Here is a 22,830-nt window from a genome sequence, read left to right as displayed (position 1 = left end):
AAATTTGTTCAACCGAAATTATATAGTCAATTATTCTATTATGCATGTATATTATACTTAATATAACATATTTAAAAATATCCCGCAAATATATAATTAATGTAAAGAATATCTACTTACAGTTTATTCTATACTTCTATAAAAAATATTAGTTTCACTATCAGGATACCTTTTCCTTATCTTCTGAAGGTAAATCAAGATTGTTGATGTATTTCTTGGTTTCAGCTGCAATAACTCCACTGAGAAGTAACATTGCTACTACATTTGGAACTACCATCAATGCATTCAATATATCTGCAATCGTCCACACAAGATCCAGACTAATGAGTGTACCCAATAGAGCTACTATTACCCATAGAATTCTGTAAGGTTTAATAATTTTCTTTCCAAACAAATATTCAGCTGCCCTCTCTCCATAATAAGACCATCCTAATACTGTAGAAAATGCAAATATAGCTAAAGCAATAGCTATTATAACTGATCCTACTACAGGAATCTGGTTCCACGCAGCACTTGTAAGTAAAGAAGAAGTTTTTGTATCAATCGCAGGATTCTTAATTACGCTGCTTACAATTACAAGACCTGTCATCAAACATATTACTACTGTATCCCAAAAAGTACCTGTCATAGAAACAAGAGCTTGTCTTACAGGATTTTTAGTCTTGGCAGCAGCTGCTACAATAGGAGCAGAACCCATTCCTGATTCATTGGAAAACAAACCTCTTGCAGCACCATAACGACATGCAATTGCAACAGTAGATCCTATAAATCCACCTCCTGCAGCTCGAGGAGAAAATGCAGCTTGAACTATGGTTACAACTGTTTGTCCTAAAACATCTGCATTCATAACTAAAATAATTAAACATCCTAATACATAAAATATAGCCATAAATGGTACTAATTTTTCACATACCCTAGTAATAGATTTTACTCCACCAATAATAACAGTTCCTACCAAGATAGCAATTATAATTCCTGAAATCCACATAGGAATTCCAAAACTGTCGTTTAAAGTAGAAGCAACAGCATTTGTTTGAGTAGAACATCCTATTCCAAAAGCAGCAATGGCAGTAAATATACAAAAAATTACTCCTAACCATTTCATGTTAAGTCCTCTTTCAAGGGCATACATAGCTCCCCCAAGCATACTCCCATCTTCAGTTTTCACTCTATATTTTACAGATATCAGAGATTCAGCATACTTTGTAGCTATACCAAATACACCTGTGAACCACATCCAAAGTACAGCACCAGGCCCTCCTAAAGTCACTGCTGTTGCAACACCAATTATATTACCTGTACCTATAGTGGATGCTAAAGCAGTACTAAGAGCACCAAATTGTGATACATCTCCTTCACTATCTGGATCCTTAGTAACAGATAATTTAATTCCTGTAAAAATTTTTCTTTGAATGAATCCTGTTCTAAAAGTAAAGAAAATATGTGCTCCAAAAAGTACAACAATCATGGGCACCCCCCATAAAACACTGTCTATACTGTTTAAAAGATTAATAAGTCCTTCCATTAAAATAACGCTCCTCCCATACAATATTATTAAAAGTATAAAAAATAACTGTAAAAATTAATTATATTGTCAATATTATATCAAATAAACTGATGTTTATCAATAATTCGCAGGATAGCACTGTTCATACTTTTTTTCATGATTCTTTCATAATTCTTTAAAATACTCTTATTTTCATGCAATATGAAATTAACTATAATATATATTAAATAATCACAACAAAAATATGGTGACCTGCTTCTGATACCATAACATCAATTCTTCCATCCTGTGTCATGTTAACATTCACTAGTCCATTTACATAGGGAACTGGCATTTCATGATAAAAAACAAGCAAAAACCCTCCTAACAATACGGCAATTGCACACAAAACTGAAACAATTGATATAATTACATTCTTTCGGAATAGCTTCTTTTTAATTTTTTTCCAAGTATTAACTTTTGCTTGTTCTGCTATCTTATCTGTAGTATTTTGAATAAAGTCATTATTTATACTATCAAGGTATTTTTTGCAAGTATCACACTCCATAAGATGTTCCTCAATAGCAGCAAGGCTTTTATTACTACAAACATTATCGTGATAAAGCGGTAATAAATCTTGAATTATTTCCCATGTCGTTTCACTAATTATTAACTTTTGTTCAATATGTCCACTTTCATTTTCCTCATAATGCTTATCCGCGATATACTTATTTTTTTTACATGATGGAGATAAGTATTTCTCCATAGCAAACTCCATCTGAACCCAAGAATTCCTTGATGTATATCATGTAACATAAATAGTTAAATTTACATTATATTAAGTTTTAAATTGCAAAAAACTTATGTGATACTTTTTCTAATTGTATAATATTTATTTTTTTATAACATACTAACCCTGTAAAATATAATTGAAAGAAGGTTTTTATATTATGACTTCTCCTAAGATGGAAGTAAAATGTAGTGTTAATTGCTGTGACTATTGGAAGGATAATTGCTGCCATGCCAATTCTCTAGAAGTTAACCCAATGTCAGGTAAAAATAAACCTAATACCAGTGACGATACAAGTTGTACAACATTTAAACCATCATCTAAGTAAAAACATTTAGATAAACATTAATGGAATCCACAATGGGTTCCATTATCTTCTAAAGGTTATAATATATTTTTGTAGAATTATCACTATTGGAAGGTGGTGATACTATTATGAATGATATTTTTATTAGAAAACGTATTTCTGGTTTTTGTCCTAAATATAACACCAAAATTTCAATTATAGTAAAATATCAGGATGCAACTACATGTGATGAACCCACAGCCCATTATCAAAAAATTGGTTATCGCTGTGATAAAAACGCTTGCGGAGGATGTAATCTTAGACCCTGTCCTGTCTATAAGAACTGTTCAGAAACCATTTGACTTGATTTACAAATATAGCAAATAAACAAAAAGGGTTAGATTTAGATGTGGTACAAAAATATTAACAAATGAATTATCAAAGAAGATAGCAGTGTTATTGGCATAGATTCATCATCTGACAGATAAAGCCTGCACCTCAATTTAAGGTACAGGCCCTCTTCTTGTAGTATTATTTTAAGCCCTGCTCATAGGATTCAACCATCTTCTTAACCATATTTCCACCTACTGAGCCAGCTTCTCTTGCAGTCAAATCTCCATTGTAGCCATCTTTTAGATTTACTCCAACTTCTTTAGCTGACTCCATTTTAAATTTATATAGAGCCGCTCTGGCCTCTGGTACTACTAAATTATTGTTACGTGTCATTATAAACACCTCTTTGAAATAGCAATATTTAATGCTGCATTTAAAGTTTGTGCATTTCTACAAAAAAATACTCCAGGTAATTTAATTATATTATGGAAAATAATTATAAGACATAATAAATTGGATATAATAACTAATGCTCATAAGAATACTTTAATGTCACTCATTAGTTTTAACTAATAGAAGCTTCGGATAATCCCGGAGCTTTTATTTGATTTTTAAAAATTTTTTATAAGTTTAAAATAAGTACCCTACATGACAGATGCTCATTTATCCGAAGGCTACCATTGCTAACACCCCCATCTTCTTCAAAGCGGGGAATAAGCACTGCTACGCCTCTGGATAAGTTAGATTACGATGCGTATTCCTTATAAGCAAACTCCACCTGAGCCTAAGAATTATTTGATATAATATTATTTTTTAAGGATTCAACATATATCAACTTCTGGCAGTTGCATTTGAGTTTAAAGTATCCTGCAACCACAGACACTATCTTAATTTTACATTTGGGGTATTGCTCACAATCTATTTATTTAATACTAAGGTTTATTTACTAAAGACACTTATAATTATAAATAGTATTTGTTACAGCTTAATGTCATAATAATTAACCATTTGTAAACAATATAAAAATATACATTTTATTAAAAATTCATGTCTTCATTCTTAAATAATTTTCCACATTGAAATACCTAGCTTATGCTGGCTCTTGCTATTTTGAGCACTTGCTATAATCTTTGTAATCAGGTTTATACCATTTTATTGACACACTTTCTTTTCCAGTTTCATCTTCAGAATTTCTTTGTATTTCATCTTTACTTAATACAATTCCATTAAGAAGAATATTTGTGTTTTCTGACTTATCTGTGTAAAATGTGAGTCCTCTTAAATTATCAATTTTAGGAATAAATTTCCCAAACAGAGGATCGTTTACACCAATTATATTAATATAAGTTATTCCATTTTCCACAAACTTATTATAAATAACATATTTATGAACATCAGCATAATCTAAAAGCCTTGTAGTTTTTGCAACCAATATTTTGTTATCATCTTCATACTGCTTTAAAAGTCTCAAAGCTCGTATATTTTTCTCCGTAAAAAGTTCCTGTGCTGATACACCAAAATGCTGAGCTACAATAGAATATTGCTTATTTTTAACTATTCCATCCAAATTGCTCTCAGTCAGCTGACGATAAATTTCTCCTGGAATCCATGTCCAGTCAAGCTTACCATTGGATATTTCATTTGTATATCTGTAAAATCCCCAAACCTTTCTTCCATCCCTTAATGAAATTTCAAATAAGGGATACTCTTGTCCAAAAATATTACTATTCACAGAATTCCATACATATTTTATACCATTTTCTAAAGTTATATCAGTATGATAATACCTGCTTTCAGGATTGTCACCTTCTTGATAGCTCATAAATGAAGAGGAAGTTGCAGCACCAAAATTCTGTTTATTGGACTTATTCCCATGATTTATCCACACTTTTGGAGTAAATCCTATGTTTTTAAACGTTTCCCATCCGTTTATAGCTAACTTTCTGGTAAAAAGAGTTCTTTTTTCATCCTCAGTTGAGAAGTCTCCAAAAGTATGTATACAATCTATCCATCCACCCTTTATGAAATTAGTTATTTCATAAGCATTATTCTCTTTATTTACATTAATTCCTTTATAATAGGTCATCACTTCATCTGGTCTATGTATTCCATTTTGGGATTTTGAATATTTTTCACCCATATAAAGCCACATACTGTCTCCCACATCCAAGCCAAGCCCTTTCCCGTGAGAAGTCTCTTCTTTTGTGTTTAAAAATTGATGATATATTTTAAAATCCTCCAAGGTAGTATCATCAATATCAGAACATATCGAAAGCATAGAACTATATGGATAAGGAAATTTTCTAAGATCACCATTTTCATAATAATTTCCTTTATGTGCCAAATTCCAAACATTTTTTGAAATATCAACATCTGTTTTTTTCATGGTACCATTTTCAAATTTGTTGTTTTTAACAGTAGCTGAAATTAATTTTGTTGTTATATATAATTTAAAATCATACACAAACACAACTAAAATTAATATAAAAAATAAACTTACCAAAACTTGTTTTACCCTTTTAATTCTTTTAGATTTATTACTTTCTAGCATTTTCCCCTATCTTTCCCCTCTATCCTAAATATTAACTTATAATAACCTTAATGTCTTTTAAAAATTTCTGTGCAAAATAAAAAAACCCTTTTATAAGAGTAAAATTTAATAATTCTTAATAATTATTAATAATTATTATGGATATATTACATAGTTTGAAATAAAAATGACTATGTCATATAACATAATCAGGCAGAGTTTAATTATTTAAAATAATTTTCCCTGCCTCAATCTTAGAAGAACTATAAAGGTAAACAGGTCTTTTACCTACTCCTCACATTTTTTCAATAAGGTTTGCCAACGCTTGTCTATCTCTTTTTGCAGCTCTTCAACCATATATTCATTTCCTTTTTCAAATAAATGTTTAAATCTCCCCTGAGGTCTCAAGAAATCTTCTATAGGCAGTTTATTTTTAGGTTTATAACTTAATCTCCACTGCCCCTCTTCCACTTCAAAAACAGGCCAGAAGCACGTATCTACTGCTAATTTACATATTTTCATCAAGTCAGCAGTTTCATACCTCCATCCCCTTGGACATGGAGATAATACATTTAGAAATGCCGGCCCTTTTTTGTATATTGCCTTATGAGCTTTTTCATGTATATCTTTAAAATTTCCCATAAATGTTGTCTGAGCTACATATGGTATATTATGACTTACCATTATTTCTGTCAGGTTTTTTCTAAACTGTGGTTTACCTGATGATGCGGCTCCAACTGGTGTTGTTGTAGTATCTGCATACTTAGGGGTTGCTGATGATCTTTGGATTCCTGTGTTCATGTATGCTCCGTTATCATAGCATACATACACCATGTCATGGCCTCTCTCCATAGCACCAGACAATGATTGAAATCCTATATCATAGGTTCCCCCATCTCCTCCGAAGGTTATGAATTTATAATCTTCCTTAATCTTTCCTCTCTTTTTTAAAGCAGTGTATGCTCTCTCTACACCACCCATAGTTGCTCCAGCACATTCAAAGGCACTATGTACAAAAGAATCCTTCCAGGATGTATATGGATACATAAATGTAGAAACCTCCAAACATCCTGTTGCAGAACCTATTACTGCCTTATCTTTTTCACCTAGGGCCCTAAGTACACTTCTCACCGCAATAGGAGCACCACATCCAGCACACATTCTATGACCGCCCACTAATCTTTCTGGTTTATTCATTTCCTCTTTAAATTTATATTCCATTATACTCCACCTCCTACTCTCTAACTCCTAAAAATCTATATGTTTCACCACAAGTTCCAGATTCAGCTACTTCACTTAAATCATTATAAACTTTTTCTATATCATTTATGGCAATATCTCTTCCTCCCAATCCGTAAACATAGTTTATTATCTTAGGAGCATTTTCCACATCAAACATTGCGGATCTTACCTCAGCAAAAACAGGACCTCCACAGGCTGAAAATCCCTCTGCTCTGTCCATTACAGCTATTGCCTTTGTATTTTTTAATGCTTCTGCAATTTTTTTTGCTGGAAATGGCCTAAATACTCTTATTTTAAGTAATCCAACCTTTTTTCCTGATTGTCTCATTTTATTTACAGCTGCTTTTGCTGTTCCTGCAGTTGAGTTAATTACTACAATTGCATACTCTGCATCTTCAAGCTCATATTCTTCAAAAAATCCGTATTTTCTTCCTGTCATTTCTTGAAATTCTTCAGCTATGTCCAAAATTACCTTTTCTGCATTTATCATGGCCTGTGCCTGAAGTCTTTTATGTTCCATATAATATGCGGATATATCATATGGACCTACAGCCATGGTTTCATTTGGATTCATAAGATAATGCTCTGGATTATATTCTCCCACAAATTCTTTTACTTTTTCATCTTCTATTAATTCAATATTCTCAACTGCATGGCTTGTTATAAATCCGTCCTGACAAACCATTACTGGTAACTGTACATCTTTATGTGCACCAATTCTAACAGCCTGTATGAAATTATCATATGCCTCTTGATTGTTTTCTGAATATATCTGTATCCACCCTGAATCCCTTGCTCCCATGGTATCAGAGTGATCTGCATTTATATTTATAGGACCAGATAATGCTCTGTTTACTACTGCCATAGTTATTGGTAATCTGCTTGATGCAGCAACATACAGAAGTTCCCACATTAGTGCAAGTCCACAGGATGAAGTTGCTGTTACTGTCCTAGCACCTGCTGCCTGAGCACCAATAGCTGCACCCATTGAACTGTGTTCACTTTCCACTGGTATAAATTCTGTCCTTACTTTTCCATCCGCTACATACTTTGTAAAATATTGAGGAATTTCCGTAGAAGGCGTTATTGGAAAAGCAGGCATTACATCTGGCTCTATTTGTCTCATAGCTATTGCTATGGCTTCATTTCCTGATAGTCTTTCTTTTATACTCATACTTTCCCCTCCTATTTTTCATCCTTTACCATTTTAATTGCTCCAAAGGTACAGACACTTTCACATATTCCACAGCCTTTGCAGTGGTCATAATCAAAATCTAATCTCTTACTTTCCTTAACAGGTATAGAACTGTCCGGACAGACTGGTGCACATAATAAACATTGCTTACATTTTTCCTGTATAAATACAGGCTTATTCACTCTCCAGCTGCCAGTAATAAATTCTTTTGAATTACCACTTAAATATATATTTCCACCATCAGTCATATCTTTCCACTTAGTTGTCTCATTTATCTTTGTTTTAATCATTACTTCCTTACCTCCTTTAAAGACCTCTCCAGTGCCTTCATATTTCCTTCTATTACCTCATTTTTTGAGGAAAATTTGTGCTTAAAAGAATGTCTCATTTGCTCAATGAATGTAGTCTCATCCATTACTTTACTTACCTTGACTACTGCCGCAAGCATTGGAGTATTAGGAAAATACTTTCCTAGACAAGCTTCAGATATTTCTCTGGCATTAATTATGTACACACCTCCGGAATATCCCTTAAGATGTTTTTTTACTTCCTCCAAACTTTTTTCTGTGTTTATTATAATTGCCCCTTCTTCTTTAAGGCCACTTGTAACATCAACCACATCCAAAAGAGTATCATCTACTACCACAACATAATCAGGTTCATAAATATTAAAATGTACAAGTATTTTTTCTCCACTAATTCTGTTGTATGCAGTTATTGGTGCTCCCATTCTTTCTGGCCCATACTCTGGAAAACCCTGTACATATTTTCCTATACTAAAAGCAACATCCGCTAGCAGCAGAGAAGCTGTTTTAGCACCTTGTCCACCTCGACCATGCCATCTTATTTCTGTTAGTTGTGTCATGTTTTATACCTCCATTATTTAGATTTCTATTGACTTTGAAAATTTAAAAAGTACTTCCATTTTTAATTTTAATTTTAAAATTAAAAAATCTCCCGTTCTTATAAATATAATTTTTTATTATACTTATAAGGACGGGAGATACGCTTCCGTGGTACCACCTTATTTACAATTTAAATACATAAATTGTCACTCATTATCAGGTCGACTTTAAAGAACATTAAATCCTTTTTCATTGTGAACCCTAACCATATATCGTTGGTAAACGTCCTCATTTACTAGGAAAAAACCTTTCAACTTGGAAGCTCCAGAGTGATCATTGTATATCCATATTAATACCAACTTACACCTAACATTGGCTCTCTATAATTAATATATTGAATATTTTTATCTCTGTCACAGCCTTTACTCTATTAAAGTTTTTATTAAGTATATTATTTTTCAGTTAAATTGTCAATATATTTTCTACAAATTATGAGTTGTATTATCAAATGCATTTAATAAATAACTATATGGTAAAAAGTCCAAAGGGCAATATTATACAAGAATACTAATATAACTTGTGGTACACTGAATATCAGACACTTAGAAAAGGAGGGTAAATTCATAGGAAAAGAAATAAGAACTATAAAATACGATATAGGACTAAAGATTGAAGCATATCTCCTTCAAGGAATTATCCAAAAATTTCCCAATCACTTTCATGACTATTATGTACTGGGATTTATTGAAAAAGGCAAACGATATTTGTCATGTAATAACAGGGAATATACTATAGAAAAAGGAGATTTATTATTGTTCAATCCTCATGATAACCATACCTGTGCTCAAATTGATAACAAAACTTTAGATTATCGTTGTATTAATATTCATGAGGAAATTATGTTAAAATCAGTTTTTGAAATAACGGGAAAAGAGTATCTTCCTCACTTTACAGAACAGGTTATTTTTCACAGTGAATTGGTATCATTATTAAAGGAACTTCATCTTATGATCATGGAAGAAAAAAAGGATTTTAGAAAAGAGGAAATATTCTTTTTCTTATTAGAACAGTTAATTAAAGAGTATTCAAAACAGGAAATCTATGAAACAAACTCAGTACAAAGTAAGAAAATTACGGCTATCTGTGAGTTCTTAGAAAAAAATTATGTTAAAAATATAACATTAGATGAACTAAGTGCCCTCACGGGACTCAGTAAATATTATTTACTGCGCTCTTTTACAAAACAAAAGGGAATTTCACCCTACAGCTATTTGGAAACAATACGTATCAATAAAGCAAAAAAACTGTTACAGCAGGGAATAACTCCACTGGATACGGCACTACGGACAGGCTTTACAGATCAGAGCCACTTTTCAAATTTTTTTAAAAAGTTTATAGGTCTAACACCAAAACAATATATGAATATTTTTAAAAATACCCAAAGTTAAGCATCTATATACAGAAAGGATTTTTATGGACAAAAAAAAGAAAATTACAGGACACTTGTTTGCTTTTATTACTATCTTTATTTGGGGGACAACCTTCATATCAACAAAGATACTTTTAAATACCCTCTCCCCAATAGAAATATTATTTTTAAGATTTACAATAGGATTTACTGCCCTATGGCTCATATGCCCTCATAAGTTGAAAATCAAAAGAAAAAAACATGAATTATATTTTGCTGCAGCGGGTTTATGTGGTGTTACACTTTATTTTTTGTTGGAAAATATGGCTTTAACCTATACCTTGGCTTCAAATGTTGGAGTTATTATTTCCATATCTCCATTTTTCACCGCCATCTTTGCATACTTATTTTTGAATGGTGAAAAATGGAATCTAAATTTTCTTATAGGTTTTGCTGCTGCAATTATGGGAATCTTTCTTATCAGTTTTAATGGGAACAACAACTTGAAATTAAATCCTTTAGGAGATATATTAGCTGTTTTAGCTGCTGTCATATGGGCTGCCTATTCTGTTTTGACAAAGAAAATAAGTGAATTCCACTATAGTACCATTCAAACAACACGCAGAATTTTTACTTATGGACTTATATTTATGATACCTGCATTACTTATATTTGATTTTAAGCCCAATATATCCTTATTGACACAGCCAGTCAATCTGTTTAATATCTTATTCCTGGGCTTAGGGGCATCTGCACTTTGCTTTGTAACCTGGAACTATACAGTTGAAATTTTAGGTGCAGTAAAAACCAGTGTATATATTTATATAGTTCCAGTAATAACCGTTATCACTTCATTTATTATACTACAGGAAAAAATTACAGGCACCACTGTATTTGGAACTATGCTTACAATAGCAGGATTACTTATTTCAGAAGATAAAATTATTATAAAAACAAAAAAGGTATTCTGAAAAATCTAGAAAGTTAAATAATTTATCTTCCCTTTTTTTGTCTACCAGACTGCCATAAAAATGCTAAAATATAAGCAACCTCACAATTAATTTTTTACATATATTGGTATGACATAGATATTTTAAGCAATTTAAAGTAATCTAAAGTTTGTTATTTTAGATTTTAGTATAAATTTAAAGCCATAAAAAACAGGATTAATTACCCCTGAAGGTCAATTTTGCTTTAAAATAGGATTCGGATGAAAAAAAATTGGTCAAAATATATGTAATACCTAGTTATTACTATATAGCAATATTAGCATTATTGATATAGTAATAAAACAAATGTAAGTATAAAATATAGAGTATGACAACATTGAATATTAAGGCATATATGAATTATTTTTATATTTTTAAGAAAGGAGGTTTTTTATTAACAATACTCTTTAGTATAAAGTGGTACTTTATTAAGTGAGCATATGGAATATAAAATTTTGGGAGGTAATAACATGACTGAATTAGAAAATTTTATTTTGGAAGGTAATATCAAAACATTACTCTTTAAGTTTTCTCTTCCTGCCATAAGTGTATTTTTAGCTAATGTATTATATAATCTTATTGATGCAATTTTTATAGGTAATCAGGCTAATGGTAGCTTAGGAATTGCAGCTTTAACTATAGTCCTTCCTATTCAACAAATAATACTGGCTCTTTCTCAAATGATCGGAGTTGGAATTGCTTCTATAATTTCCAGAAGTCTTGGAGCCGGAAATAAACTAAGAGCAGAAAAGGCTGTGGGTACTGCATTAACATCCTCTGTTCTATTAGGAATTCTAATTATGGTTATAGGACTGGCTTTCATGAGACCTATATTGTATATTTTTGGTTCCTTGGAAACTATACTACCCTATGCTGTAACATTCTTTAGAATTACTTTATATTGCAGTGTTTTTTTCGTTTTTAGTATTGTTTCCAATAGCATCATACAATCAGAAGGACATGCTAATATTGCTATGATAAGCATGATAATAGGACCTGTAATTAATATTCCGTTAGATTACATATTGGTTACAAGACTTAAATATGGGATAAAAGGAGCTGCCATTGCTACAGATATTTCCCAAATAATATGTTTCATATTTTTATTGGTATACATCTGTTTTAATAGTAAAATTTTAGGAGTAAAAGTTAAAAATTTAGTAATTAATATAAAGTTATTAAAGGAAGCGATTTCCTTAGGAGTATCCACGTTTATGACTCAACTGGCTTATGGAATTGTAGCCATAGTATTAAATAATTCAATAAGAATTTATGGAGGATCTGACTTATATATTTCTGCAATTGGTATATATAATCGTATATTCGGATTTATTACCGTTTCTATGTATGGAATTAGACAAGCTCTTCAGCCTATTATAGGATTTAATTATGGTGCTAAAAAATTCAATAGAGTAAAACAAAGCTTAAAGCTTGGAATTTTAACATCAGTTGTAATTTCATTGGCATTTTTAGTTATAATTATTAGTTTTACAAATAAAATAGCGGGTGTTTTTACATCTAATAATGAATTAATAGCACTGACGGTTCCTATTTTAAGAGTACTGATACTTATGAGTCCTTTAGTAGGTGTTCAAGTAATTGCTGCAAGTTTTTTTCAGTATATTGGCAAACCTAAGCCTGCATTATTTTTATCAATAATGAAACCATTTTTATTTTTAATACCATTAATGTTAATCATCCCAATATTTCTTAAAGTCACTGGTGTTTTTGTATCTCTTCCATTATCTGATTTTTTCGCTGCAATGATATCTTTAATTTTTATCTATAAAGAACTGAAAAAAATGAATCAATTAAAATTAGCTGTATAAAAGATACGAACTCTTAAAAATCAAGAGGGAGAATATAATCTTTCTAACAAATATCAGAATAACCAAAAAAGTAATTTTTAAAAGAGCAAAAGGATCCTTATTAAAATCAAGATCCTTTTGCTCTCTTTTAATTTCAAACAATAAAAAAATGTCAGTAGAATACTAAAACTTTTGAATTTATGATATTCAGCATCTTCTACCACAATTCCATAGCCTTATTTATAATTAACCAACTGAACACCCTCATTCTCAATTATTTTACATAATTCCCTTAAACATTCCTGTGATGGAGCTTTGAACTTTGGGGATGGTTTCTCCAGTCCAAGAACTTCATATTTACTATCACCAAATGAGTGATATGGTAATAATTCCAGCTTTGGTTTATCTAAATTATCTTTAATAAATCCAGCAGTTTTTTTTATGTTTTCTTTATCAGAATTTACTCCATAAATTACTGGTATGCGAACTACTACAGGTACCTTTAATTCTTTCAATCTTGAGATATTCTCCAATATATTTTTATTACCTACCCCCGTATAAAATCTGTGTTTACTGTCATCCATATGTTTTATATCTATAAATATTAAATTTAACTTTTCCAATATATCCTTTACTCTGTCAAACTGAAAAAAGCCAGAAGTTTCAATGGCCAAATCCACAGCTTTATCATAAAGTTTATTTACAAGTTCTCTTAACATACTTTCCTGCAGCGTTGCCTCTCCTCCAGAAAATGTAACACCCCCTCCCGAATATTTGTAAAATATCCTCTGTTTTTCTATCATATTTAATATTTGTTCACTATTATAACGGTAAATTAAATTTTTTCTACTGTTGGTTGGGCATACCTCCGTGCAAACTCCACAGGAATTACATTTTTTTCGCTGAAGAGCTTCATTTAAATTTATACCCACTCCCTGGGGACATACCCTTAAACAGCTTCCACATCCTATACATGTTTTTTCATAGTATGCAATTTTGCTAGAATTTGTACAACTTTCTGGATTGGAACACCATTTACACTTAAGTGGACAACCAGCAAAAAAAATAATTGTTCTAATTCCATTTCCATCATTAACAGAAAAATTTTGAGGTTCCATAAAATATCCAATTATATTGTCCATAAAATCCTCCCTGCTTTAAATAAAGACACAACTTAATAGCTATGTCTTTAAATTCTAATAATTTTCATGAGCTGTTCTTGCAATAATTGCATTTTGCATTGCCCTTGATAAATTCACAAATTGAGTGCTGTATCCTGCAACTCTAACTAACAAATCTTTATAGTCCTCAGGATTATTTTGAGCCTTGCGCAGTGTTTCAGTAGATATTGTATTAAACTGCACATGAAAAGCCCCCAGAGAAAAGAAAGATTGAATCATTGCCCCCAAATTGCTCTGTCCCCTTTTAGTATTTACCAAATCTTCATTTAATCTCAAATTTAACAGTGTCCCACCGGAATGTACATCCTGATTGATTTTTGCAGCTGACCGCATTGCAGCTAGCGGTGTCGAAGTATCAGATCCTGCAAATGGAGATACCCCTTCTGATAATGGTTCCCCTGCTTTTCTTCCACAAGGAGTTGCCCCTACAACTTTTCCTGTAGGCAGATAATTAGAAATTCCCATAAAAGCAGTAAGAAAATTATTTCCATTTATATCCTTATATTTGTGTCCTTCCTTATAATAATAATTTGCCATCTTAATTGCAATATCATCAACATAATCTATATCATTACCGTACTTTGGCACAAGAGAGGCCAGCTGTTTTAACTCCTCATAGCCTTCCCAATTTGCATCAAGTGCTTTTATCAGGGTTTCCATTGTAGTTACTTTATCTTCGAAAACCAGTTTTTTGATTACCGCAAGAGAATTAGAAGTAACTGCAAGACCTATTCCTGTAAGTACAGGTCCTATATTATATTTTGCACCGGCATCAACCAGATCTCTTCCTTTTATCATACAATCCTCCATACAAGAGGATAAAAATGGTCTTGGAACCATCTCCTTATGAAGTTTTTGTGCCAGCAATGTAGCTATAATTGAATGCTTAATCAAATTATCAAACTGTTTATAAAAAGCTATTTCAACTTCCTCATAGGATTTAAAATCTATTGGATTTTTTTCATCTAGCCCTATTTTTTCACCAGTAATTCTACTTTTGCCTCTATTTAGTGCAAATTCCAAAGCTGCAGCAAAGTTGATATTCACCGCAGAAGTCCATTCTCCAGTTTTACGAAAATGTGGTACTACACAGCCGCAGTTATTCCAATCTCTGGCATCTTCTGGTTCATATCCTGCATTTATAAGCATCTGATAGCCTGCCGCATCATTGTGGATTGCAGGAAAACCTGTGCCTTTACTTACCAAATAGGTAACTGCTTCTAAAAAACTTTCTGGACAATCCTGATGAATTCTCACACTCAATCCCGGCTGGTGAGTTTTCACTCTTTCAGTAGCCTTCAAACACATATAGGAAAGATCATTTACAGCATCTTTTCCCTCTCTTGTCTTTCCTCCAATAGTGAGATTTTGAAATTGGTTGTATCCTGCAAAGAACTCCGCAGTATTTGCAGAAATTGTCCAAACCCATTCAGATAATTTTATCCACAATAGTTCAATAAGTTCTTGTATTTCATCCTTTGTCATAACCTTTTTATCAATATCAGATTTATAGTATAGATACATAAACTGGTCAAATCTCCCTATATTAAGTGCCAGTGGATTTTCAGATATTATCCCTCCAACTTGTGTAAACCATACAAATTGAATAGCTTCATAAAAGGTAACAGGGGGATTCTCAGGTATCCTTGTGCATATTTCACCAATTTTCAGAAGTTCTTTTTTTCTGGTAAAATTAGTTTCCACTGCCGCCATCTCTTTAGCTTTTCTAGCATATCTATTTGCCAGTATAATAATACCTTCAGAGGTAATTATTATAGAGTTATAAAAGTCTTTCTTTTTCATATCTTCTGCTGAAGTAAGAGACAGTCTTGCCATATTTTCTTTTGCCTCTTTTATAATGCCTCCAAAACCTCTTTTAAATAAAACATCTTGATAATCTGGTGTTATTTCCCCAACGGCCTGTCTCCATTTTGAATCATTATCCACAAATCCAGTATCTACTACAACTTTTACAGTTTCTTCAGGCAATTGTGCTAGAAATGCTTCTTCTAAAGATTTCCCCTTCCAATATGGGAATATATTCTTTCTTACAAATGTCCTTTGTTCATCTGTCATAACATATGGATCCTGCTCTCTTTTATCAAAAGTGTCCATTTCTCTATCCACCCATCTCCAGGAAAACTCTGGAGTCAGTATCCCGCATTTCCTGAATTCTCCAACAGCCCCTACAATAAGCTCTCCAGGAAAAATATTAACATCAATTTGCTGACAAGTATCTCTAAAAGCTTTTGCTCTCCTTATAGCAATTGATTCGCCTTCTGTTCTTTTATGTGATTCTGTCCAGATTTTTGCCCTTTCATATGAAATTGCCGGTTTTGCATTTATATAATTCTGCCTTAGAATTTCAACTCTTTCTGTAAGCATACCTGTGTCTCCCTTCATTATACGTTATATAAGATTTTATATGTTATAGCATATATTCTTTTTAAAATAAATCCAGAACATATACTTTAGCAATACTCTGGTTTTAATATTTAACTATATTTTGAAATACAGCTTCTGTATCATAAGGATTGCTGTAGCTATGCTTTCTGTTTGCTTTAAATTTTAATGCCGAAGGAGCAGCAAGTTCAAAAATTTGCTCTTCTACAGTTATTACCATAGTACCTTTTGTCACCACCACATATTCTTCTTGGGAATTATTATGGGGAGCAGAAAAATGTTTAGCACCCGGAAGAAGCTTGATATAAAAATATTCAAATCCCAACAGCGGATTAAATGGAAATACATCATACAATATCATTTTTCCATCTGATTCATATAGGGGTTTTATATTATCTATTGATATCGCTTCAAAGTTAGTAACTTCACTTCCTAATATTTCAGAAAATGAAATTTTAAGGCCCGTAGAAATTTTCCATAATACCGATATTGTAGGATTTGATTCTCCCCTCTCAATCTGACCCAGCATTGCCTTGCTTACTTTAGTAAGTTTAGATGTTTCCTCTAAAGTCAATCCTCTTTCAAACCTAACCCTTTTTAGAACAGAACCTATGTTAAATGTTGGATTATTCAATTTATATCAGCCTTTCTTCCCATTATAGTTTAAAAATATGTTATAGCATATAAAATATATTATAGCATATAAAAATAAAAAATGACCTAAATAATTTTAAGATGGAGAAAAGTATTTCTTGATAAGCAAATTGTACAAAGAGTAGAAAACCTTATTGCTTTTGCCTTGTTGTTATTTTTCAATATAGATAAGTTGGCATTTGTGATCCCCGCCATTTTTGCCAATTCTGAAAGAGACATCTTTCTCTTTGCCATCATAACATCCAGGTTAACTATAATTTTCATTTTATCCTCCATTATTATATTATAAAGGATAAATTATTGTTATTCGATATAATATTATCATTTTTGAATTTATATTTATTGAAATACAATATATTTGATATGAATTCCACACTATTATTTTTATTTAAAATAGTATAAAGTATTTATATATAATTAAAACTTTTAACTATAATTTAAATTTTATATTATTACTTTAAATATTAATTATAAAAGACAGGTGGATGATATTATGAATAAGATTAAAGATCTCTCAATACGTATTCGTATTATGCTTTTAGTTTTCTTTGCAATGTTTGTATCAAATATATCTATAGCAGTTACTTTATCTTATAATATTTACAATAATTTTTTTCAAATAATTACTGGAGAAATTATTTTTAAAGCTATAATATTCCTTATAATTTTTGAGACAATTGCAAGCTTACTGTCGGAATTTATTGTTGTAAAACCTCTAAAAAAGGGAATTATGCTTGCAGATTCTATCGCAGACAACAATCTTTCTGTTAACATTGAAACTATACAACACGGAGAAGCAGGACAAATGATACAATCTCTTTTAAAAGCAAAAAATAATTTAAAAAATCTAATATCAGAAATACAAAAATCCTCTAAAAAAGTAACTTTATCCTCTGAAGATTTAAATAATATAATTGTACAAGCTAGTACTCAAATAAATGAAATCACTGCAGGAATTAAGGAACTTATATCTGACTTTTACAAAAACGTTGAGAATATAAAACAAACTTCAATTTCATTATCTGACATAACCGATAATTCACAGAATACCGCCGAACTTGCTTCTAAAATTTTAGAATATACAAAATCAGTAAAATATGCTGCTGAAAATGGTAAAGTTTCTGTTGATTCCATTGTAGGGGCTATAAATGATCTCGCTTCAAACTCAAAAGATGTAAGTAATGAAGTACTTGAACTTGAAAAACAAAGTAATAAAATTGATGAGATTATTGTAATCATATCTGAAATTTCGGAACAGACAAATCTACTTGCTTTAAATGCCGCCATTGAAGCAGCTAGAGCCGGTGAGGCAGGCAGGGGATTTTCTGTGGTAGCTGAAGAAATAAGAAAACTTGCAGAAGGCACCAATAGTTCACTTCAGGATATTGCTAATCTGGTTAAAGATATGAATACAAAAACCAGAAATGTAGTATCCGCTGTTATGACAACAGAAGAAAAAGTGGAACTCGGTGTTTCTAAATCCAACCAGGTAAAAACAAGCATAGATGAAATTATCGACAGTATTGAAAATACCTTTAGCATGATAAATACTATAACTGAGGGAGTTACAACTCAGGCAGCTTCTCTTGAAGAGATAAATTCTACTATAGATAGTATGAATTCTACTATTAAATCAGGAATTGATGTTTCAAATGATATTAAGGAAAAACTGACAATACAAGAGACCTTATTTAATAAAATTGACAGTACCTCCGGTAAATTAGTTGTCCTGTCTGAAGATATGAATAAACTTACAAATACATTTAAATTATAATTCTAAACTTATCTTCTTTTGTAGCTAATTTATATAACGTAATTCTCAGGAACACTTATCCAGGTGTGCAACAGTGCTTATCTCCCATTCTAAAGAAAATAGAAGTATTAGCAATGGCAGCGTTGGGATAAAAGTTAAATAAAGAGAATTTTAAATGGTTTTATAGAATATATATATAATAGTTTTAAATGAATTCCGTAAAGAGGGGGGAGATGATAAGTTGACTAAAGACGAAATTGCTCTTCATTTGACCGTAGCAGCTCTGTCCCATTTTGATCTCTCAGAAGAAACAAATAATAAAACAGACATAAAATTTGATATAGACAAACAAGTAACTAAAAGGCTTGGAAAACATGTAGCCAATCTATACAATGCAATCCTCGATAACATAGACATTAAATGAAGTAAAGTACCTAAGATTTATACAAATTAAATCTGGGTACTTTTTTTCTGGGTACTTTTTTATAGATAAACTCTGCCAAACTTAAAAATAACTTGATAAATATTGAAAAGTACATACTTATATAGTAAGTTAATAGTATATATCTTTATAGAAGGAGGCCCATGAATGCTTGAAATAAAAAATATAAGTAAAGAATTTAAAGATATAAGAGCTGTAGACAAATTATCTTTCCATGTAAGTAAGGGGGAAATAGTAGGTCTGCTAGGTGAAAACGGTGCTGGAAAAACCACTACCTTAAGAATGATTTCCACTATGTTAAAACCTACCCAGGGAACTATAGAAGTTAATGGATATGATGTAATTAAAGAACCTTCCAAAGTAAGAGGAGAAATAGGCATTTTATTTGGAGGTGAAGTTGGACTTTATGATAGGTTATCCGCTAGAGAGAATATCGAATATTTTGGACGTCTCTATGGAATGACACAGGAAAAAATAAACAAAAAAATGGAAGAACTCATAAAAGATCTCGAAATGAAAGAATACATAGACAGAAAAGCAGGCAAATTTTCAAGGGGAATGAAGCAAAAAGTATCCATAGCAAGGTCTATAATACATTCTCCAAAAGTAATGCTGTTTGATGAACCAAGTACTGGATTGGATGTTTCTGCAGCAAGAGTAATACATGAATTTATTTTGAAATGCAAAAGTGAAAATAAAATACTTCTCTTATCCTCTCATTCCATGACAGAAGTGGAGAAACTCTGCGACAGGGTTATAATAATCCAAAAAGGAAGACTTATAGAAGAGGGAACCGTAGATCAATTGAAAGAAAAATATAATAACCACAATTTAGAAGAAGTATTTATAAAATTAATAGGGGGTAATGTCCATGAATAGCTTTTGGATAATTTTCAAGAAAGAACTTATGGATATTTTCAGGGATAAAAAAACTCTTGTGTTCACTATACTGTTACCCATTATACTATATCCTGCCATGTTTAAAATAATAGATTCCACCATGAAAGACACTACAAAATCTATTGAAAAAAATATAACTATTGCCTATAAAGGCAGTGAAAGTTCTTCAGTATACCTCATGTTAAAAAAACTAAATAACATAACTATAGATAATACAGGTAATTCAAATGAAAAATTGAAAAAAGGCAAAATATCCCTTATAATTGAAACTCCTGAAGACTTTGACTTAAAAATTTCCAATAAAACTGAAGCCACTATCAAAATAATATATGACAGAGATTCAAATAAATCCGCCCTGGCATCTTCACTTATAAAAGATAATCTGGATAATTATAATAAATCTATCGTATATGATAGATTGAATGAAAATGGAATTGATACTAATATACTAACTCCTTTTCAAGTAAAGGAGGAAACTTTAAATAATCAAGATGACAATGCCATAGCCTTTGGAATTTTAAGTATACTACCTACTATATTAATTATTTTTATGATAAGTCCCACCATAGGAATAGCTGCCGATCTTGTAGCAGGTGAAAAAGAAAGAAACACCTTTGAAGCACTTTTGTCCACATCTGTGGGAAGAATGTCTATATTTTGGGGAAAGCTTATGGCAATTTCATCTGTGGCATTTATTACATTAATAATTACATTAACTTCCATGATAGCTTCCATGCTCTATATATTTTCCATAGAAGGGAAACTGAGCATTCCTATAGTTGCTTTTGGAGTTATAGGCATAGTATCTCTGTTTGTATTAATATCACTAAGTTCCATAGAAATATCCATAAGTATGTTTGCCCGTTCCATGAAAGAAGCAAATACCTATCTTGGTGGATTTATAATTCCTGTAATGATTTTGACTTACATACCTTTTATGATGGACTCAAAAAATATAGGTTTTCTATTTTTTAATATACCCATAGTAAATGCAGTGGTAGTTATGAAAGAAGCTATTTCAGGAGTATTTAACCCTACTCATATTGCAGTAGTTTTATCTTGGCATATTGTATATGTAATAGCCACTGTATTTTTGGCAAAATTTATGTTTTCTAAAGAAGAAGTTGTATTTAGATCTTAATAATTAATCATTATTTCCAATTATAAAAGGGAGAATTAAAATCTCTTTCTCCCTTTTGATGACTTTATGCCCATTTCCTCTCTATATTTAGCTACAGTTCTTCTTGAAATATTCATACCTTCCTGGTTAATTAAATCACATATTTTTTGGTCAGATAATGGTTTTTTCTTATCCTCATCATCTATCATTTTTTTTATGTTATTTTTAATAATTAAACTTGATACATTCTCTTCACTAAAACTCGCAGGCATACCTGTAGTAAATAAATCTTTTATTTTTACAATCCCCCTGTTTATATATATATATTTATCTCTTATAGCCCTGCTTACAGTGGATTCATGCATATCCATACTATTTGCTATCTCTTTTAATGTCATGGGCTTTAAATAGCTTTCTCCATAGTCAAAATAATCTTTTTGAATTTCCAGTATCTTCTCCAAAACCCTATAGATAGTGCTTTTTCTATGTTGTATACTTTTCATCAAAAATAATGCACTATTTAATTTTTCCTTTACATAACTTACCGCATCTTTATCAGTATCGTGATTCAATATATCTTTATATATGGCGTTTATAGTAAGCCTTGGCGTTAAATCATCATTCATGATTATAAAGTATTTATTGTCTATCTTTCTTATATATGCATCTGGTGCTATATAGCCTATACTTTCTCCTGTATAAAATCCCCTGGAAGGCTTAGGAGAAAGCGATTTTATCAAATCCCCATATTCTTGTGCTTCTTTCACATCCATATTCAATTCTTTCGCTATAATGTTATAGCTGTTCTCTGCTATTAATTCCAGATATTTATCAATTATTATAAATAGTTTTTCATCATTTATTCCCTTTTTCTTTATCTGTATTTTCAAGCATTCCTGTAAATTTCTAGCTCCTATTCCATAAGGCTCTAAAGAATGAATTACATCTATACAATATGCAGCCAGTTCTCTTGAAATCTTAAGCTCTTTTTCTATTTCTTCATTTTCTAATATAAGATATCCCCTGTCATCTATATTTTCTATAATATATGAACAAATTGTTTTTACATACTGATTTTCATTAAGCTCCCTTATTTGTTCTCTTAAATACTCCTTTAGAGACTTTTCTTCAGAAATAAAGTTAAAGGGAGAGATTTGCTCACGAAAATTTTTATCATAACTATGATGGCTATAGTTGTCAAAATCTAAATTTTTTATAAGTTCTTTATACTCTAATTTATCTTTTTCCAATTTATCTACACTAGATTCTTCTATATCAAGTACAGGATTTTCTTGAAGTTCTTTTTCCACATATTCCTGAAGTTCAAAACTTGACATTTGAAGCAATTTTATGGATAATTGCATTTCCTGAGTCATGGCCAATTTTTGTTCCTGAGTTAAATTAAGAACAAAATCCATTTTCAATTTTATACACCTCCCATTTAAGATTATTACAAAAATAATTT

General features: G+C 31.1%; 22 protein-coding genes and 2 other annotated features (1 of these 24 running past the window's edge). Of the genes, 9 read left to right on the top strand and 13 right to left on the bottom strand.

Going from position 1 to position 22,830, the window contains the following annotated elements; all coding sequences use genetic code 11:
* Nucleotides 1-14: a sequence feature (sodium ion sensor (DUF1646 type); this cis-regulatory element may regulate processes involved in with the transportation of sodium ions), on the bottom strand (it extends 43 nt beyond the left edge of the window).
* 146 nt (nucleotides 15-160) lie between these two features.
* Both V7Q02_RS07060 and V7Q02_RS07055 read right to left on the bottom strand, forming a co-directional pair.
* The gene (locus tag V7Q02_RS07060) at nucleotides 161-1,525 is read right to left on the bottom strand and encodes an alanine/glycine:cation symporter family protein (protein ID WP_333860297.1); all 1,365 of its coding nucleotides are present in this window, start codon (nucleotides 1,523-1,525) and stop codon (nucleotides 161-163) included.
* Between the two features lie 205 nt (nucleotides 1,526-1,730).
* On the bottom strand, nucleotides 1,731-2,252 hold the full coding sequence (locus tag V7Q02_RS07055) for a zf-HC2 domain-containing protein (RefSeq protein WP_333860296.1): 522 nt from the start codon (nucleotides 2,250-2,252) through the stop codon (nucleotides 1,731-1,733).
* Nucleotides 2,253-2,436: 184 nt separating this feature from the next.
* Here V7Q02_RS07055 and V7Q02_RS07050 point away from each other — a divergent pair, with 184 nt between their 5' ends.
* Entirely contained in the window at nucleotides 2,437-2,604 is a 168-nt protein-coding gene (locus V7Q02_RS07050; RefSeq protein ID WP_333860295.1) for a DUF1540 domain-containing protein, read from the top strand.
* A 107-nt stretch (nucleotides 2,605-2,711) separates the two neighbouring features.
* Complete coding sequence (locus tag V7Q02_RS07045; RefSeq protein ID WP_333860294.1) at nucleotides 2,712-2,924, top strand: hypothetical protein; 213 nt, start codon at nucleotides 2,712-2,714, stop codon at nucleotides 2,922-2,924.
* Between the two features lie 169 nt (nucleotides 2,925-3,093).
* Here the strand turns inward: V7Q02_RS07045 and V7Q02_RS07040 are convergent, their stop codons facing one another.
* From V7Q02_RS07040 to V7Q02_RS07015, 6 genes are all read right to left on the bottom strand, one after another.
* On the bottom strand, nucleotides 3,094-3,288 hold the full coding sequence (locus V7Q02_RS07040; RefSeq protein ID WP_333860293.1) for an alpha/beta-type small acid-soluble spore protein: 195 nt from the start codon (nucleotides 3,286-3,288) through the stop codon (nucleotides 3,094-3,096).
* Nucleotides 3,289-4,000: 712 nt separating this feature from the next.
* A complete protein-coding gene (locus V7Q02_RS07035; protein ID WP_333860292.1) occupies nucleotides 4,001-5,446 on the bottom strand; it encodes a hypothetical protein in 1,446 nt (481 codons plus the stop codon).
* 267 nt (nucleotides 5,447-5,713) lie between these two features.
* Nucleotides 5,714-6,646 (bottom strand): thiamine pyrophosphate-dependent enzyme, encoded by a 933-nt coding sequence (locus tag V7Q02_RS07030; RefSeq protein WP_333860291.1) that lies wholly within the window; start codon nucleotides 6,644-6,646, stop codon nucleotides 5,714-5,716.
* Between the two features lie 13 nt (nucleotides 6,647-6,659).
* Nucleotides 6,660-7,841: a pyruvate ferredoxin oxidoreductase gene (gene porA / locus V7Q02_RS07025; RefSeq protein WP_333860290.1), complete on the bottom strand. Its 1,182-nt coding sequence runs from the start codon at nucleotides 7,839-7,841 to the stop codon at nucleotides 6,660-6,662.
* 11 nt (nucleotides 7,842-7,852) lie between these two features.
* Nucleotides 7,853-8,152, bottom strand: coding sequence for a 4Fe-4S binding protein (locus V7Q02_RS07020; protein WP_333860289.1), 300 nt, complete (start codon nucleotides 8,150-8,152; stop codon nucleotides 7,853-7,855).
* Nucleotides 8,152-8,727 carry a 2-oxoacid:acceptor oxidoreductase family protein gene (locus V7Q02_RS07015; RefSeq protein WP_333860288.1) on the bottom strand — a complete coding sequence of 192 codons (576 nt, stop codon included), beginning with the start codon at nucleotides 8,725-8,727 and terminating at the stop codon, nucleotides 8,152-8,154. The genes V7Q02_RS07020 and V7Q02_RS07015 overlap by 1 nt, the downstream gene beginning before the upstream one ends.
* Nucleotides 8,728-8,851: 124 nt before the next feature.
* Nucleotides 8,852-9,133: a binding site (T-box leader), on the bottom strand.
* 197 nt (nucleotides 9,134-9,330) lie between these two features.
* Here V7Q02_RS07015 and V7Q02_RS07010 point away from each other — a divergent pair.
* The 3 genes from V7Q02_RS07010 (at nucleotide 9,331) to V7Q02_RS07000 (ending at nucleotide 12,933) form a co-directional block, all read left to right on the top strand.
* Nucleotides 9,331-10,155, top strand: coding sequence for an AraC family transcriptional regulator (locus V7Q02_RS07010; RefSeq protein WP_333860307.1), 825 nt, complete (start codon nucleotides 9,331-9,333; stop codon nucleotides 10,153-10,155).
* Nucleotides 10,156-10,180: 25 nt separating this feature from the next.
* Nucleotides 10,181-11,086: a DMT family transporter gene (locus tag V7Q02_RS07005; protein WP_333860287.1), complete on the top strand. Its 906-nt coding sequence runs from the start codon at nucleotides 10,181-10,183 to the stop codon at nucleotides 11,084-11,086.
* Between the two features lie 488 nt (nucleotides 11,087-11,574).
* Nucleotides 11,575-12,933: an MATE family efflux transporter gene (locus V7Q02_RS07000; RefSeq protein WP_333860286.1), complete on the top strand. Its 1,359-nt coding sequence runs from the start codon at nucleotides 11,575-11,577 to the stop codon at nucleotides 12,931-12,933.
* 215 nt (nucleotides 12,934-13,148) lie between these two features.
* On the opposite strand, the gene V7Q02_RS06995 is transcribed toward V7Q02_RS07000, so the two are convergent.
* The 4 genes from V7Q02_RS06995 to V7Q02_RS06980 form a co-directional block, all read right to left on the bottom strand.
* Nucleotides 13,149-14,054 carry a glycyl-radical enzyme activating protein gene (locus V7Q02_RS06995; RefSeq protein ID WP_333860285.1) on the bottom strand — a complete coding sequence of 302 codons (906 nt, stop codon included), beginning with the start codon at nucleotides 14,052-14,054 and terminating at the stop codon, nucleotides 13,149-13,151.
* Between the two features lie 54 nt (nucleotides 14,055-14,108).
* A complete protein-coding gene (locus tag V7Q02_RS06990) occupies nucleotides 14,109-16,478 on the bottom strand; it encodes a glycyl radical protein (RefSeq protein ID WP_333860284.1) in 2,370 nt (789 codons plus the stop codon).
* Between the two features lie 103 nt (nucleotides 16,479-16,581).
* Entirely contained in the window at nucleotides 16,582-17,130 is a 549-nt protein-coding gene (locus V7Q02_RS06985; protein WP_333860283.1) for a helix-turn-helix domain-containing protein, read from the bottom strand.
* An 86-nt stretch (nucleotides 17,131-17,216) separates the two neighbouring features.
* Entirely contained in the window at nucleotides 17,217-17,414 is a 198-nt protein-coding gene (locus V7Q02_RS06980; RefSeq protein WP_333860282.1) for a helix-turn-helix domain-containing protein, read from the bottom strand.
* Nucleotides 17,415-17,643: 229 nt separating this feature from the next.
* Between V7Q02_RS06980 and V7Q02_RS06975 the strand changes: the two genes are divergently transcribed.
* From V7Q02_RS06975 to V7Q02_RS06960, 4 genes are all read left to right on the top strand, one after another.
* Nucleotides 17,644-18,924: a methyl-accepting chemotaxis protein gene (locus V7Q02_RS06975; RefSeq protein WP_333860281.1), complete on the top strand. Its 1,281-nt coding sequence runs from the start codon at nucleotides 17,644-17,646 to the stop codon at nucleotides 18,922-18,924.
* 220 nt (nucleotides 18,925-19,144) lie between these two features.
* Entirely contained in the window at nucleotides 19,145-19,327 is a 183-nt protein-coding gene (locus tag V7Q02_RS06970; RefSeq protein WP_333860280.1) for a hypothetical protein, read from the top strand.
* A 165-nt stretch (nucleotides 19,328-19,492) separates the two neighbouring features.
* Nucleotides 19,493-20,224, top strand: coding sequence for an ABC transporter ATP-binding protein (locus tag V7Q02_RS06965; protein WP_333860279.1), 732 nt, complete (start codon nucleotides 19,493-19,495; stop codon nucleotides 20,222-20,224).
* Nucleotides 20,217-21,386 carry an ABC transporter permease gene (locus V7Q02_RS06960; RefSeq protein WP_333860278.1) on the top strand — a complete coding sequence of 390 codons (1,170 nt, stop codon included), beginning with the start codon at nucleotides 20,217-20,219 and terminating at the stop codon, nucleotides 21,384-21,386. The genes V7Q02_RS06965 and V7Q02_RS06960 overlap by 8 nt, the downstream gene beginning before the upstream one ends.
* Before the next feature lie 35 nt (nucleotides 21,387-21,421).
* Here V7Q02_RS06960 and rpoN read toward each other — a convergent pair whose 3' ends face one another.
* Nucleotides 21,422-22,783 (bottom strand): RNA polymerase factor sigma-54, encoded by a 1,362-nt coding sequence (gene rpoN, locus V7Q02_RS06955; protein WP_333860306.1) that lies wholly within the window; start codon nucleotides 22,781-22,783, stop codon nucleotides 21,422-21,424.
* Nucleotides 22,784-22,830 lie beyond the last annotated feature (47 nt).

It is taken from the genome of Clostridium sp., assembly GCF_036781005.1.
Classification (GTDB): Bacteria; Bacillota; Clostridia; order Clostridiales; family Clostridiaceae; genus Clostridium_B.
This window is presented reverse-complemented; position numbering and strand designations above follow the sequence as displayed.